Origin of the sequence: Flavobacterium sp. (assembly GCF_043779715.1) — a bacterium.
In the GTDB taxonomy this organism is placed as follows: domain Bacteria; phylum Bacteroidota; class Bacteroidia; order Flavobacteriales; family Flavobacteriaceae; genus Flavobacterium.
Genome location: NZ_JAYWDT010000229.1, coordinates 1 through 13,809 on the forward strand (window position 1 = coordinate 1; position 13,809 = coordinate 13,809).

A 13,809-nucleotide genomic window follows, 5' to 3' on the forward strand; every position below is an offset into this window, starting at 1 on the left:
GATACGGATTTGATAAATCAAAACGCAGATTTAAACGGATTTATGCCGTTTGTGGCGAAATTGAATGGCTGAAGAATTACTTCTGCGCGTGAGGGATAGCAGTGAAAATCCTTTTGCGAGGAACGAGCCAAAGATTGTAACGCATAGCCCGACCCTTCGTCTCGTTCCAAAAAACGAGACGAAGGGACACGCCCTAAATTAAAACTTAACTAAACTTAATGGCTTTGACCGGAGATATCTTGGTTATTATATAGGAAGGGATTAGCAAAACTAATAGACATATTATTATTGTCCCTAGATTAAGTAAGAGAATATATCCTATATTTATATTGACTGGTGCTTGGTTAACATAATAATTTTCGGGATTAAGCTTGATTATCCCTGTGTGTTTTTGAACAAGTAACAATCCTATTCCTATTATATTTCCCCAGAACAGCCCTTTTATGATTAGATGTGCTGCGTTATAAAGAAATATTTTACGTACCGACCAGTTGTTTGCTCCCAACGATTTTAGAATTCCTACCATTTGTGTTCGCTCGAGAACTAATACTAATAATGCTACAACCATATTGATTGTTGAAACTACTATCATAATGACAAGTATAACAATGATATTGAAATCGAATAATTTGAGCCATTCGAATATGTAATAGTATTTTTGGACTATTGTTTGGGTGTCTAAGGTTTTTGAAGCATCGGTTTTGTTTTGTGAGTTGTCATATAATTCGGCTCCTTTTTCTTCGATTTTGTCGAAATCATTTATAAATACTTCGAAAGCTCCTACTTCGGTTGGTTTCCATTTGTTGATTCGCTGAATGTGTCGAATGTCACCTATTATATAGGTAGCATCAAATTCCTGAAATCCTGAGTTGTAAATTCCGACAATAGTAAAAACTCGCAGATTTGGCATGTGATTGCCGCTGTCCTTCATAAAGAAAGTATTGCATTTGTCACCCAAATTTAGTTGTAATCTGTTTGCTAGGTATTCTGATATGAGAATTTCGGAGTTAAGTTCCGATTTTAAGTTCGGAATTCGACCTTTCACTAAATATTCGGTCAGGTTTTCCCAACGGTATTCTTTTCCTACGCCTTTGAAAACTATTCCTTCAAAAGCTTTTTCGGTTCTAATAATCCCTGCTTTGCTTGCTACGGCTTGAATATGCTGTATTCCTTCGACAGAAGTGAATTTGGGATAAAAATCTTGATTGGTCGATATTGGAGACAAACTAACTTGAGATTGATTGTCATCAAAATTTGAAATAAGTATGTGTCCATTGAAAGCCGCTACTTTTTGACGTATTTTTTGTTGTAATCCTGTTCCAGTGGCAATAGAAACAATCATCATAATCATACCAATGGCAATTGCGGTTATTGCTATTTTTATAATTGGCGCAGATATACTACTTTTATGATCTTTAGCGTTGGTTAATCTCTTTGCTATGAAATATTCTAAATTCAAACAGTTATGATTTATAAATTGATGTCCAAAAATACAGTTTTATTCCTTTTGATGGTTGTTTTTTCTTGCGGAAGTGCTAATAAATCGAAAGCCGAAAGTCAAAAGTCGAAAGAAACCGAAACAACAACTCAAAAACCAATTGTTGATATGAAAATATTGACAGGAGCCGATAATTATACTGCCTATTTACCTTTATTGAAAGATAAAAAAATTGGAATCGTTACGAATCAGACTGGGATTTTGACAGACAAAACCCATTTGGTCGATTTTCTATTATCAAAAAAAATAAATTTATCGAAAATATTCGCTCCAGAACATGGATTTCGTGGGACTGCGGATGCTGGAGAACATGTAATTGACGGAAAGGACTCTAAAACTGGCTTACCAATTATTTCGCTTTATGGCGACAACAAAAAACCAAAACCCGAACAATTGGTAGGAATTGACATCATGATTTTCGATTTACAAGATGTTGGCGCAAGATTTTATACCTATATATCATCCTTACATTATATTATGGAAGCTTGTGCCGAAAATAATATTCAACTTATTATTTTAGACAGACCAAATCCCAATGGCAGTATTGTGGATGGCCCTATTCTTGAAAAGGAATTTACCAGTTTTGTGGGAATGCATCCTATCCCAACCTTGCACGGAATGACGATTGGCGAATACGGGAAAATGATAAATGGTGAAAAATGGCTAAAAAACGGAATTCAATGCAAACTAACAGTTATTCCTTGTTTGAATTACAAAAGAGAAATGACATATAGTTTACCTACAAAACCATCGCCAAATTTACCAAACGACCAATCGATAAACTTGTATGCCAGTTTGTGTTTTTTTGAAGGCACAAATGTGAGTGTGGGTCGAGGAACCGAAAAGCAATTTCAGATTTATGGTTCGCCTTATTTACCAAAAAGCAATTTTAGCTTTACACCTATTCCTAATTTTGGAGCAAAAGAACCAACTTATAAAAATATCGAATGCTATGGAGAGGATTTATCGGCTGTTGCCAAAGTAAAACAATTGGAACTAAAATGGCTTATCAAAGCCTATCAAACCAATTCAGATAAATCGAAGTTTTTTAATTCCTTTTTCACAAAACTTGCTGGCACAAAGAAATTGCAACAACAAATTGAAACCGGAACATCTGAAACTGAAATTAGGAGATCTTGGGAAAGCGGACTGGTTGCGTTTAAAAAAATGAGGACGAAATATTTAATTTATTAAAATCTGTCTTTTACAATGGCATTTTTAGCTTCATTTTCTCCACAATATTAAATGCTGCAGGACAAATCGCAACATTTTTTAGGGTCAAATCCGTAATTTGATTAAACTTCTTTCTATCAGTATGTGGGAATTCCCGACAAGCTTTTGGTCGAACATCATATATAAAACAAGAATTATTTTGATCTAAGAAATGACAAGGGACAGTTTGCAACACATAATCCTGATCTTCATCCATTCGTAAATACTGGTCGATAAACTGTTGTGGTTTCTGACGCAAGTGTTTCGAAATACGTTCAATATCGGCACTAGTAAAAAGCGGCCCAGTTGTTTTACAACAATTAGCACAATCTAAACAATTGGTTTTTTTGAATTCGGCATCATGCAAATCTTGCATCACATAATCTAAGTTTTTGGGCGGCTTATTTTTTAGCTTTACAAAATACTTTTTGTTTTCTATATGCTTATCTTTGGCTTCTTTAGGAAGTTGTTGTAAAATTTGTTTCAAGTTTAAAGTTTAAAGTTGATTGTGCAAATTTACTCAAATCAAATACACAAATAACCGCATAAACGAATAAACTTATTATGAAAGATCTTTTCGGAAAAGCCATACTCGATTACCAAACAAACAATTCGCCCGAAGACCTTATTACCGAAACTTCTATTTCCGAAGCCGACGAAATGAGCGTTGCGTATTTGTTTCGGTCTTACGCCGAAATGCCAAAGTTGGAACAAAAAGCCTTGCAACTTGCAAAAGGAAAGGTTCTAGATGTGGGTTGTGGAGCAGGAAGTCATTCGTTATCGCTACAAAACGAACGAAATCTAACCGTTACTTCGATAGATATTTCCGAAAAAGCAATTGAAGCTTGCCAGCTTCGTGGTTTAAAAAATGCTCGTGTTGCGAATATTTTGGATATTGAAAACGAAAAATTTGACACCATTATCTTATTAATGAACGGAACAGGAATTTTCGGGACATTAACAGAAACCACTAAATATCTTAAGAAACTAAAATCTTTATTAAATCCAAACGGACAAATATTAATAGATTCTTCCGATATTATTTATATGTTCGATGATGATGAAGATGGTGGAAAATGGATTCCTTCTAACGGATATTATGGCGAACTGACTTTCATCGTTTCATACAAAAACGAAAAAGAAGACCCTTTCCCTTGGTTGTATTTAGATTACAATACACTTCAAAATGCAGCAAATACAAATGGTTTGCAATGCGAATTGATTTTAGAAGGCGAACATTTTGATTATTTAGCGAGACTTTTTTAGGAGCTAATCCCGTCTCATCCTAAAAGACGAGATTGCAATCTTTTGCTTTTAAAAAAAATCAAAAGGATTTTCACTACAGACGAAGTTCACAGAACTCCAATGAAAATAAAAATTAGGTGAAGTAATCTGGGCTATTATCAAAATTACACTTTAATCAAATCAGTCGTTTCAATAATATCTTGCAAAGCAGCATACAAAATATCTAAATCTTCTTGCGAATTGTACGCATTTATAGAATATCTGATATAATAATTCCCATTAATCGGCATCACTGGAATTTGAATTTTGTATTTATCATACAATAAATCTTTCAATTCTTGCGCACTATCCGTTTTCACAGGAATGCTTGCCATTTGCCCAAGGAATTCAGAAGTAATTGGACAAATAGGTTTTGTTCCTAACAAATCGCAAAACCGTTGGTAATTATCTAAAATAATTTGTTTGCAATCTTTAGATTTTTGTTTCCAATTATTATTTTCTAAAAAACTTACCACGGTTGGTGTACACAAAAAAGCAGAAACATCACGAGTTCCTTGCTGTTCGTGATAATCTAAAAACTGACTTTCTCCAGGAAACAAGCTTTCATAACCCCAACTCACCACTAGCGGGTCTAAATCGTTTTGAAATTCTTTTTTTACATACAAAAATGAGCTTCCTTTTGGAGCTAACATCCATTTATGTAGCGTTCCTGTATAATAATCAGGATTTAACTCTTGGATATTTAAGTCAATATGTCCTGGAATATGAGCGCCGTCAACGATCGTTATTAGTCCTAATTCTTGGGCTTTATCACAAATTTCTTTTACCGGAAACAGTAAAGCCGTTGCACTTGACATTTGATTGATGAAAACAACTTTAGTTTTTACAGTATAACCTTTCCAAAATTCCTCAAGAATTTGTTCTTTAGAAAGTATGGGTAAAGAAATTTCTTGACGAATATATTTCACTCCAGTTTTCTTGCAATAGAAATTCCAAACTCTATCCATAGCACCATATTCATGGTTAGTAGTTAAGATTTCATCTCCTTCTTGCAAATTCAAACTACGCATAATGGTATTAATTGCAAATGTAGGGTTTGGTGTAAAATATAAATCTTGAGCTTCGCAACCCACAAATTTTGCTAAACTTTCTCGAGCTATTTTTAAATATCCATTTAATTTTTTCTGAATAAACTGAACAGGTTCATTTTCCAATTCTAATTGAAATCGCTGAAATTCCTCGAAAATAAGTTTTGGGCAAGCTCCAAAAGAACCATGGTTTAAAAAAGTGATAGTCTTATCAAGTAGGAATTGTGATTTCATTATTTCTATTTTGAAACTAATATAAATAAAAAAATCCCATTCGCAATAGCAAATGGGATTCTAAATTACACTTTTTATTCTTATTGAATTTTTATAGGAAAATTGTAAACCACTGGAACATTTACTCCGTTTTGGCTACCTGGAGACCATTTAGGACATTTTGCCAATACTCTTTTTACTTCTTTTCCTGCGTTACCAACTTCTTTAATAATATTAACTTTACTAATACTTCCGTCGACATCTATAACAATACTCACTTCGAGAACACCTGTTTCAACTTCTTCTTCTTCCGTTACTGGTGATTGATAATTCTTCATCACAAACTTCATAAACTCATTTATTCCTCCTGGAAAAACTGGTTTTGTTTGTACCATTTCGTATTGAACTGGTGTTTCACTCATTTGCCTCGTAGCTGTTTGAGACAATAATATGTTTGTACACACGGTAAAAACAAATAAAATCAAAAATTTTTTCATAACTCATTGTATTTAATCATTTAACAAACATTACCGGGGCGAGTAATTTCTATACAATGATATATAAATATCGCTAAAGTGCGAAATAAAATCGACGAAATACATGAATGTTTTTTTTATATCTAAATATTCTTACGTAAATAATATAAAATATGGATTTTTATCGTTCTCTATAATCATAACTAATTGAAAATTAGAATTATAAAAAACATTCATAAAAATGAGTGAATGTTTTTTATAAAAGCGAAATGATAAAATCACTAACCTTTTATAATAATTGGCAATTGGAATGTGACTCTTACTCGTTTCCCATCTTGCTCACCAGGTGACCAATTAGGGGATTTAGCAATTACTCTTTTTGCTTCTTCTCCTGTTCCTGAACCTAAATCTTTTAGTATTTTTATTTCAGTAATTTTTCCCGAAACCTCTACAACAAAGCTAATTTTTATAGTCCCAGAAAGCCCTTCTGAATCTGGAGTTATAAAATTTTGACCAATAAATTTCATAAACTCATTATATCCTCCTGGAAATTCAGGTTTTACTTCCGCATCTTCATAACTAATAGCAAGACTTTTAGCTACGCTTAATGGCGCTTGTGCAAAAATAAATTGTGTCACAAGCATAGCAATTGCTAGGAGCAAATTTCTTTTCATGATTATGTGGTATTTAGGTTAAACTTGTTTAAACAAATCCCAAACATAATTTTAAGCTGTTTTCATTGGGGCGAAAAAAATTTTAATATTTTGATTATTAAAACTTTAGCAAGTGTATTGTAAATATTTTTAATAGCGAAATAAAATCGATGAAACGTTATTTTTTATAGACGAAATACGCAGTCTGTAGTGAAAAATTTAATGCTTTTTATTTTAAATTTATAGCAATTGGTAAAGAATACCTTACTCTAACTGGCTTGCCATCTTGAATTCCTGGTGACCAATTTGGGCAATTTTTCATTAACCTTATGCCTCTTCTCCTGTTCCGTATCCAATATCTCTAATTACTCTTATACCTGCAACGCTTCCATCTTTTTCAATTACAAATTCTACAAAAACTTGTCCTTTTAAAAAAGGTACATTTGGGTATTTGTAATTTCGCTGAACATAATTTCCAAATTCTTTAAATCCTCCTGGAAATTCTGGTTGTTTTTCTATACCAACCGAGCTATAAATTGGTTCAATATTAGATTCTTGGGAAAATCCTCTTGCGTGAAACGTTAAGACAACAATTAAAATAATTAAAAATTTCTTCATACTTAAGGTATATTCAAATATTTGTGTGTTTGTAAGGACACTCTCCATTTTGGGTTATTCATTACATAATCGACAATAAGCGGCGTCATTTCTTCTTTTTTACTCCATTCTGGTTGAAGAAAAAGTATGGCGTTTTTATTGACTTTTGCGGCTTGTTCTTCTGCAAAAATAAAATCGTGTTTGTTGTAAATAATTACTTTTAACTCATGCGCAATGGCATAAGCATCTGTTACTGGAAGTTTATTTTTTTTAGGCGAAAGACAAAACCAATCCCAATTTCCTGTTACTGGATAAGCTCCAGAGGTCTCGATATGCACTTGTAGATTTTCTGCTTTTAGCTTTTGGGTCAAAACTGTCATATCCCAAGTGAGTGGTTCTCCTCCTGTTACGACAATTGTTTTTGCGTATTTTTTTGCGTTTTCGACAATGACATCTGTCTTTGTTGGCGGATGAAGTGCTGCGTTCCAGCTTTCTTTTACGTCGCACCAATGGCAACCTACATCGCAACCACCTATTCGGATAAAATAAGCTGCTGTTCCTGTGTGATATCCTTCTCCTTGTATGGTATAAAATTCTTCCATAAGTGGAAGCATTTCTCCTTTTTCTACTGCAATTTGTATTTCTTTTGTGAGCATTGTATGTTAAATAGTTTGCAAAGATAGTTATTTGGATTGTTAGATTATTGGAATATTAGATTTTAAAAATTCTGATAAAAAATAAAAAATCTGAAATAGCCCTGATAGCCTCGAATTTTCGGGAGATATCCTCTCTCTCATTTTTTCGAGAGGACAGATTAAGGCGAAAACGGGAATGTGATTGTCAAAAACATTTGAAATTTTCACTCATAAAAAAACCGTCTCGTTTTTTAGAACAAGACGGTTTTTATGGAATTTTAGTGTATTATTTTAGTGCTTTTTGAATGTTTAAACTATCAGAGTTTGTTGGCTCGATTGCTAATGCTTTTGTGATATATTCGGTAGCTTTTACTTTGTCTTTTTTGTTGTGCAAAGCTAAATTTTGGTAAGCTTCTACAAATTTTACTTTGTTTTCTGACTTATCTAATTCGACAGCTCCTTTTTCGGTTACTACTCGAATATAGTCTGTGTAGCTTTTTGCCATTTGTTCTTCTGCTACTGCATCATTTTGCAATAAACTATTTACTCTGGCTCTGTATATGTATGCATCTTGGAATTTTGGAGAAGCGATTGACACATTATCAAATGCTTTATCTGCCTTTTTTAGGGCTGCAATATCCATTTTTGCTGCATCTTTGCTTGAATTGTCAAAATACAATGCATATCCTAAATAGAAATTATCATATAAATAATTTTTAGAATTTGGGTTAGATGTTGCTACTTCATATATATCTGCTGCGTATTTGTACAACTTTTGGTCAAAATATTTTTTACCAATTTCGTTTAGTTCATTTGCCATCGGCTTATCTAAATCGACTGATTTACGGAAATTAGCTACTGCTGTTTGAAACAAAACTTCATTTATTACTGGTTTTGCTTCAGGTGTTGTAGCTGCTGGTGTTGAATTTTTTAGTTGTGCTAAACCTAAATACAAATAATCACGACCAATAACTTTATTTTTTGGGTTTGTTGTATAATCTGTTAGTGCTTGTATTGCTCCGTCAGAATTTCCGTTTTCGTATAAAGCATAGCCTAGATAACGCAAAATTCTTGGGTTTACATTGTCCAACTTTTTCATTGCTTCAGCTTCTTTTTCAAGTGCTTTGTAATCTTTTGCTAAGATTAAAAACTCTGCGTGACGAAAACGTGATGCTAATGAATAATCCGTTAGACTCATATATTTTTCGTAAAACTCTAATCCTTTTGCAGTGTATTCTTTGTATTTTGTTTTGTCGTTAGCTCCCCATTGATAATAAGTTTCGGCTAGTTCACGATATACTGGACCGTAATTTGGATTAATAGCAACTACTCCGTCGAATGCAGATTTTGCTTCGGCAAATGCTTTTGCTCCTTTTAGCAAAACACCCAATTGCATTTTTGCTTTTAGCAAAGTTGGATCTGCCTCAAATGCATTTCTATAAGCTGCATAAGCCTCATTTTGATTTCTATCTCCATAATAAGCATCTCCCAAAGCCATTTGCGTTTGTGCATCATTAGGATTTATAGTTTTTGCTTTTGTTAAATTAGCAATTGCTTTTTTGAAATCTGGTTTCTCAGCATTTGTAAATGCTTTTCCAATATAAATAAATTGTTCTATATCTTTCTTTTTGATGTCTTTTGTAGCTTGATCAAAGTTAAATTGCGCAGCATCAACATTACCATTATTTAAATCTAATTGTCCTAGACCGATATAATTAAAACTTCCAAATTCTTTAGCAGCTAATCCTTTTTGAAAAAACATTTTAGCAGAATCTTGTTGACTTTGTTGCAAGTAAACATTACCCAATAAAAAAGCAATTTTTCCATTATCAGGTTTTGCTTGTATACCAGCTTTTAAAATAGATTTTGCTTTTTCGTACTGCTCAGCATCAATAGCTTTTTTAGCTAATTCGACTTCTTGTGCGTAAGTAGAAAATCCAAAGGCTACTAATGCCATGCTGAAAAATTTAACTTTATTCATTTTATTTTGTATTTATTATTTTTTATTTATTTCTTTTCGGAGGATAATATTCCTGTTTGGTATTTTAGCAGGAACGAGACCTGATTTCAAAATAATACGTTGTCCTATTTCCCCTGCTACAAAGGAAGCAAAACCCATGCCTAAACCCGGAAAAGGTTGATAATTTAACATTTTCACTTCTCGAGTAAGTGGATACAAACCGCTTGCTATATGATCTTGGCTTGGTTTTACGAAAGTTGCGGTTTTTAAAGACTTAACACTTAATACTTTAACTATTTTTATCGTTTCTCGCATTGCTGGCGATGGTTGCGACAACCAATTTACTCCAACAACCCCTATCATTCCTTCGTTTTTAGCTACAAAGTGTATGACTTCATTATTTGTTTGAAAAGAAAATATTTTCTCTTTTGGCAATACATTAATTTTTGCTAGTTCTTTAATATAACGAACTGTACTCGAATTTGGATTATCGAAAACCAACCCTTTGAAATCATTTTGATTTTTTCCTTGCACAAAAGTAATTACTTTTTCTAAATCAATGATTGTATCACTGTTATTTTTATGTGAAATAAAAGCAATAGCATCTGTTGCAAGTGTTGTTATTCTAGGTGTGATTTTTTTTGTTTTAAAAATTTCAGCTTCACTTTCTGTTAATTCTCTTGACAAAATAGCTAATTGCTGTTTGTTTTTAGATAATAGTTGTACAATTTCTGATTCCGATTTTCCAACCAATGTGATTGATGCATTGTATTGATTTTCGAAAACTTCTTTTTGATCTTCAATTACAGGAAGCAAAGTTTCATCGACAAGAATAGTAGCTTTTCCTTTTATGATAGTTTCTTCTTGATTTTTTACTTTTTTATCGCATGAAAACACAACTATAAACAAGCAACTTATTAGAACTAATAGACTAATTTTTTTCATTATTCTGATTTTTGAAAGAAACGAATGAATCGCAAAAAAGCATACACAATAACTATAGTACCTAAAGCAATTCTATAACCATTAGACATGTTAAGAGGAAAGTCTTTCCAGAAGATTACCGCTAAGCCAAATGTCAAATACAAACAGAAAAACAATATTCCTATAACGAGAAGAAATCGCTCTTTGAGCGATTTCTTCTTTGTATTATTTGAATCATCATTATTCATTATTCTCCAGTTGTTATACTAAGATTTATTGGCAATGAGAAACTAGCTCTAACTGGTTTTCCATTTTGAATCCCTGGAGTCCATTTAGGAACTTTACGAAGTACTCTTATTGCTTCTTCTTTTGTTCCGTAACCTAAATCTCTAATTACTTGAATATCTGTTAAAGTTCCGTCTTTTTCAACAACAAACTTCACAAATACTTTTCCAGTAAGATCTCTGTCTAATTTATCTCTGATTCCCTCAATATCATAATTTTTTTTGATAAAACCATAAAACTTCTCCATACCTCCTGGAAAGCCTGGTTGTACTTCGATACCTGCAGAGTTGTAAATAGTGTTGTCTACAATTTCAGCACCTTGGTCACCATCTCCTGTTGGCTGATCGATTACAATTTTTGCATTTGGATCTCCTTTTTGATCTTTTTCAGCAATAGTTTTATCTTTAAGCTCTTCGATAGTCTTAATTTCCTCTACTACTTTCTCTTTTGGCACAACCTTAGGAGCAACAAATTTCACTTCGTCAATCTTTGGTTTTGGTGGCTCTGGAGGCGGTGGGGGTGGCTTTATAATGTCTTTTGGTTTCTCTATATCTACCAAGACTACTTTTTCGTCGAGTGTGTTTTTTGCTTCGCTATCTGGAATCATATCTAGAAGCATTGGCAAACCTAAAGCAAAGGCAAAAACAAAGGCACCGCCTAGTAATGCTTTGATAGATGTTTTAGGATTCTCTTTTCGCAACTCATAAGCACCATACTTTTTGTTACGTCCTTCGAAAACTAAATCTAACCATTGTGGTTTAAATAAATCTAATTTCATTTTCTTATTTTTTTGGTTAAAAAAACCTATTCTTTATCTAATAAAGCTACTTCTTCTTTTGTAATATCTACAATTGCATAAGTTTTCACTTTACAAATAGCCATCTCGTCAAGGATATCAACTAGATTACTGTAAGTTGATTTTTCACTTGGCTTGATGATTACTATTAATCCTTTTTTAGGATCTCCTGTTTCAGCAACAACAGATTTAACTCTAGCTAAAATTTCTTTTCGAATACCTTCTTTACCATAAGTAACTTGTTCTGGACCAGCTAAAGGTGTTCCAAATTGCCCTAGATACCACTTCACTTCATTATTTTCTCCTAAAAGAACAGTTAAAGATCTATTGTCAGCAACATCTATTGTTTGTTTTTTTGTTGGATCTTCCTCTTTATCAGGCATACCTAAATCCATAGATTGAGGTTTGTTTAGCGAAGTCGTCAACATAAAGAACGTTATAAGTAAAAAAGCTAAATCTACCATTGCTGTTAAATCTACACGGGAATTTGATTTTTTACTCCTTACTTTCTTATCACCTTTTCCGCCGCCGTCGCCAGTATTTAATTCTGCCATCGTTGTATTTTTTTAAATATTAAAAATCTTCCCCGCGTAATCCAGTAACTAGATTAAACTGGTTTATTTTCTGGTCTTGCAAAATATCCATCACCTTTTTAATTTGAGGATATTCTTGTTTTGCATCACCTTTTATAGCTACCTTAAGTTGTCTACCACCCGTAACTTCATCAGTTGCAATTCTTGCATTATAAATCCATTCTTTCAACTGGTTGTCTAGAGAATCTTTAGGAATACCTGGTTGCAAGTTTTTTTGGTTTCTTTCTGCACTATTCTTAGCGATTAGACTTTTTAGCTGTGTCATTGGCACACCAAAACCGTCCATTTGCGAGAATCTTTTCATTTCTTCTGGAGTAAATGTCATACTGTATTTAGTACCCATTAGCTCTAGTGTTCTTTTTCTAACATCTTTTCCTGTTACTCCAAAAAACACTTTACCGTTACCTACTGTTAACATGGCTAAATCTTTTTCAGGCAATTTTGTTTGCACTGTAGAACTTGGCGTATCAACTGGTAATGGCTCTGGTTGCTTTGCTGTAGCGGTCAAGATAAAGAAAGTTAGCAAAAGGAAGGCTACGTCACACATTGCTGTCATGTCGATAGCGGCTGCCTTTTTTTGCGATTTTGCTTTAGCCATAATTTTATTTTTATATATAACGAAGAAAGAAGATTATTCTTCTCCCTTCATTACACTATTTTGATATTATTTTACACTTCCTTTGAAACGTCTGTAAGTATTCACGATAGTATTTGCAGCTTCGTCGATAGAATAAGTTAACGTGTCAATTTTTGAAGTAAAGTAGTTGTAAACAACGATTGCTAATGCAGAAGTCGCGATACCTGTTGCAGTATTGATAAGTGCTTCAGAAATACCATTTGCTAATTCAGCAGAATCTGCTCCACCACCACCTGCTAATCCAGCAAATGCTTTAATCATACCTGTTACAGTTCCCAAAAGACCTGCAAGAGTTCCTAAAGATACTAACGTAGAAATGATTGTTAAATTTTTCTCTAACATTGGCATTTCAAGAGAAGTAACTTCTTCAATTTCTTTGTGAATAGTTTCTGTAGCATCTTCGCTATTGAAACCTTCTGCTTTTACTGCTTGGTATTTTACCAAACCTGCTTTTATTGTATTTGCAACTGATCCCTTTTGTTTGTCGCAAGCATCGATAGCTCCGTCAATATCTCCAGAAGTAACGCTTGCTTGAACTTTTGTCATAAATTTATCTAAGTTACCTTTTCCAGCAGCTTTAGATATAACCATAAATCTTTCGATTCCGAAAACAACAACCATTAATAATAATCCCATCAAAACTGGCACAATTGGACCTCCATTATAAACCATTGCACGGTAGTTTCCTGGTAGTGGCGTTCCTCCTGAAATTCCTCCAGCAAAATTTGCCCCAGAACCCATCACGAATTTCCAAACTAAAATTCCAACTACAATACATGATACGATAACTATTCCTGAGAACACATCTCCTCCGTTTGAACTACTTTCTTTTTTAACGTTTGCCATTTTCTTAAAATTTAAATTTTCTTAATTGATTATAATTTCTTTTGTAATTATTAAATAGTGAACGCAAATTTAATTTTTTAGTTGTAATAAAAAAACTTTTTTTAAACTTTCTAACCATTAATAACGATAATAGTATATTGAAAATATTTAA

The 13,809-nt window shown here is 33.0% G+C and carries 15 protein-coding genes; 2 read left to right on the forward strand and 13 right to left on the reverse strand.

Annotation, left to right across the window (positions count from 1 at the left end; translation table 11 throughout):
- Positions 1-205: 205 nt before the first annotated feature.
- A complete protein-coding gene (locus tag ACH2BG_RS11005) occupies positions 206-1,459 on the reverse strand; it encodes an ABC transporter permease (RefSeq protein WP_395047741.1) in 1,254 nt (417 codons plus the stop codon).
- A 21-nt stretch (positions 1,460-1,480) separates the two neighbouring features.
- On the opposite strand from ACH2BG_RS11005, the gene ACH2BG_RS11010 reads away from it, so the two are divergent.
- Positions 1,481-2,692: an exo-beta-N-acetylmuramidase NamZ domain-containing protein gene (locus tag ACH2BG_RS11010; RefSeq protein WP_395047742.1), complete on the forward strand. Its 1,212-nt coding sequence runs from the start codon at positions 1,481-1,483 to the stop codon at positions 2,690-2,692.
- Positions 2,693-2,702: 10 nt separating this feature from the next.
- On the opposite strand, the gene ACH2BG_RS11015 is transcribed toward ACH2BG_RS11010, so the two are convergent.
- Positions 2,703-3,197, reverse strand: a complete 495-nt coding sequence (locus tag ACH2BG_RS11015; protein ID WP_395047743.1) for a YkgJ family cysteine cluster protein — start codon at positions 3,195-3,197, stop codon at positions 2,703-2,705.
- A gap of 77 nt (positions 3,198-3,274) precedes the next feature.
- Between ACH2BG_RS11015 and ACH2BG_RS11020 the strand changes: the two genes are divergently transcribed.
- Entirely contained in the window at positions 3,275-3,976 is a 702-nt protein-coding gene (locus ACH2BG_RS11020; protein ID WP_395047744.1) for a class I SAM-dependent methyltransferase, read from the forward strand.
- 143 nt (positions 3,977-4,119) lie between these two features.
- Here ACH2BG_RS11020 and ACH2BG_RS11025 read toward each other — a convergent pair whose 3' ends face one another.
- The 11 genes from ACH2BG_RS11025 to ACH2BG_RS11075 all read right to left on the reverse strand — a co-directional run bounded on the left by ACH2BG_RS11025 (position 4,120) and on the right by ACH2BG_RS11075 (position 13,658).
- A complete protein-coding gene (locus tag ACH2BG_RS11025) occupies positions 4,120-5,277 on the reverse strand; it encodes an aminotransferase class V-fold PLP-dependent enzyme (protein ID WP_395047745.1) in 1,158 nt (385 codons plus the stop codon).
- Between the two features lie 80 nt (positions 5,278-5,357).
- Positions 5,358-5,753 (reverse strand): energy transducer TonB, encoded by a 396-nt coding sequence (locus ACH2BG_RS11030; RefSeq protein WP_395047746.1) that lies wholly within the window; start codon positions 5,751-5,753, stop codon positions 5,358-5,360.
- A gap of 260 nt (positions 5,754-6,013) precedes the next feature.
- A complete protein-coding gene (locus tag ACH2BG_RS11035; RefSeq protein WP_395047747.1) occupies positions 6,014-6,406 on the reverse strand; it encodes an energy transducer TonB in 393 nt (130 codons plus the stop codon).
- A gap of 306 nt (positions 6,407-6,712) precedes the next feature.
- Complete coding sequence (locus ACH2BG_RS11040; protein ID WP_395047748.1) at positions 6,713-7,003, reverse strand: energy transducer TonB; 291 nt, start codon at positions 7,001-7,003, stop codon at positions 6,713-6,715.
- A gap of 2 nt (positions 7,004-7,005) precedes the next feature.
- Positions 7,006-7,638 (reverse strand): 7-carboxy-7-deazaguanine synthase QueE, encoded by a 633-nt coding sequence (locus ACH2BG_RS11045; protein WP_395047749.1) that lies wholly within the window; start codon positions 7,636-7,638, stop codon positions 7,006-7,008.
- Between the two features lie 265 nt (positions 7,639-7,903).
- Positions 7,904-9,598: a tetratricopeptide repeat protein gene (locus ACH2BG_RS11050; protein WP_395047750.1), complete on the reverse strand. Its 1,695-nt coding sequence runs from the start codon at positions 9,596-9,598 to the stop codon at positions 7,904-7,906.
- 15 nt (positions 9,599-9,613) lie between these two features.
- Positions 9,614-10,522: a PstS family phosphate ABC transporter substrate-binding protein gene (locus ACH2BG_RS11055; RefSeq protein WP_395047751.1), complete on the reverse strand. Its 909-nt coding sequence runs from the start codon at positions 10,520-10,522 to the stop codon at positions 9,614-9,616.
- Positions 10,523-10,748: 226 nt separating this feature from the next.
- A complete protein-coding gene (locus tag ACH2BG_RS11060) occupies positions 10,749-11,564 on the reverse strand; it encodes an energy transducer TonB (RefSeq protein ID WP_395047752.1) in 816 nt (271 codons plus the stop codon).
- Between the two features lie 26 nt (positions 11,565-11,590).
- On the reverse strand, positions 11,591-12,136 hold the full coding sequence (locus tag ACH2BG_RS11065) for an ExbD/TolR family protein (RefSeq protein ID WP_395047753.1): 546 nt from the start codon (positions 12,134-12,136) through the stop codon (positions 11,591-11,593).
- Between the two features lie 19 nt (positions 12,137-12,155).
- The gene (locus ACH2BG_RS11070; protein ID WP_395047754.1) at positions 12,156-12,773 is read right to left on the reverse strand and encodes an ExbD/TolR family protein; all 618 of its coding nucleotides are present in this window, start codon (positions 12,771-12,773) and stop codon (positions 12,156-12,158) included.
- A 66-nt stretch (positions 12,774-12,839) separates the two neighbouring features.
- Complete coding sequence (locus ACH2BG_RS11075) at positions 12,840-13,658, reverse strand: MotA/TolQ/ExbB proton channel family protein (RefSeq protein ID WP_395047755.1); 819 nt, start codon at positions 13,656-13,658, stop codon at positions 12,840-12,842.
- Positions 13,659-13,809 lie beyond the last annotated feature (151 nt).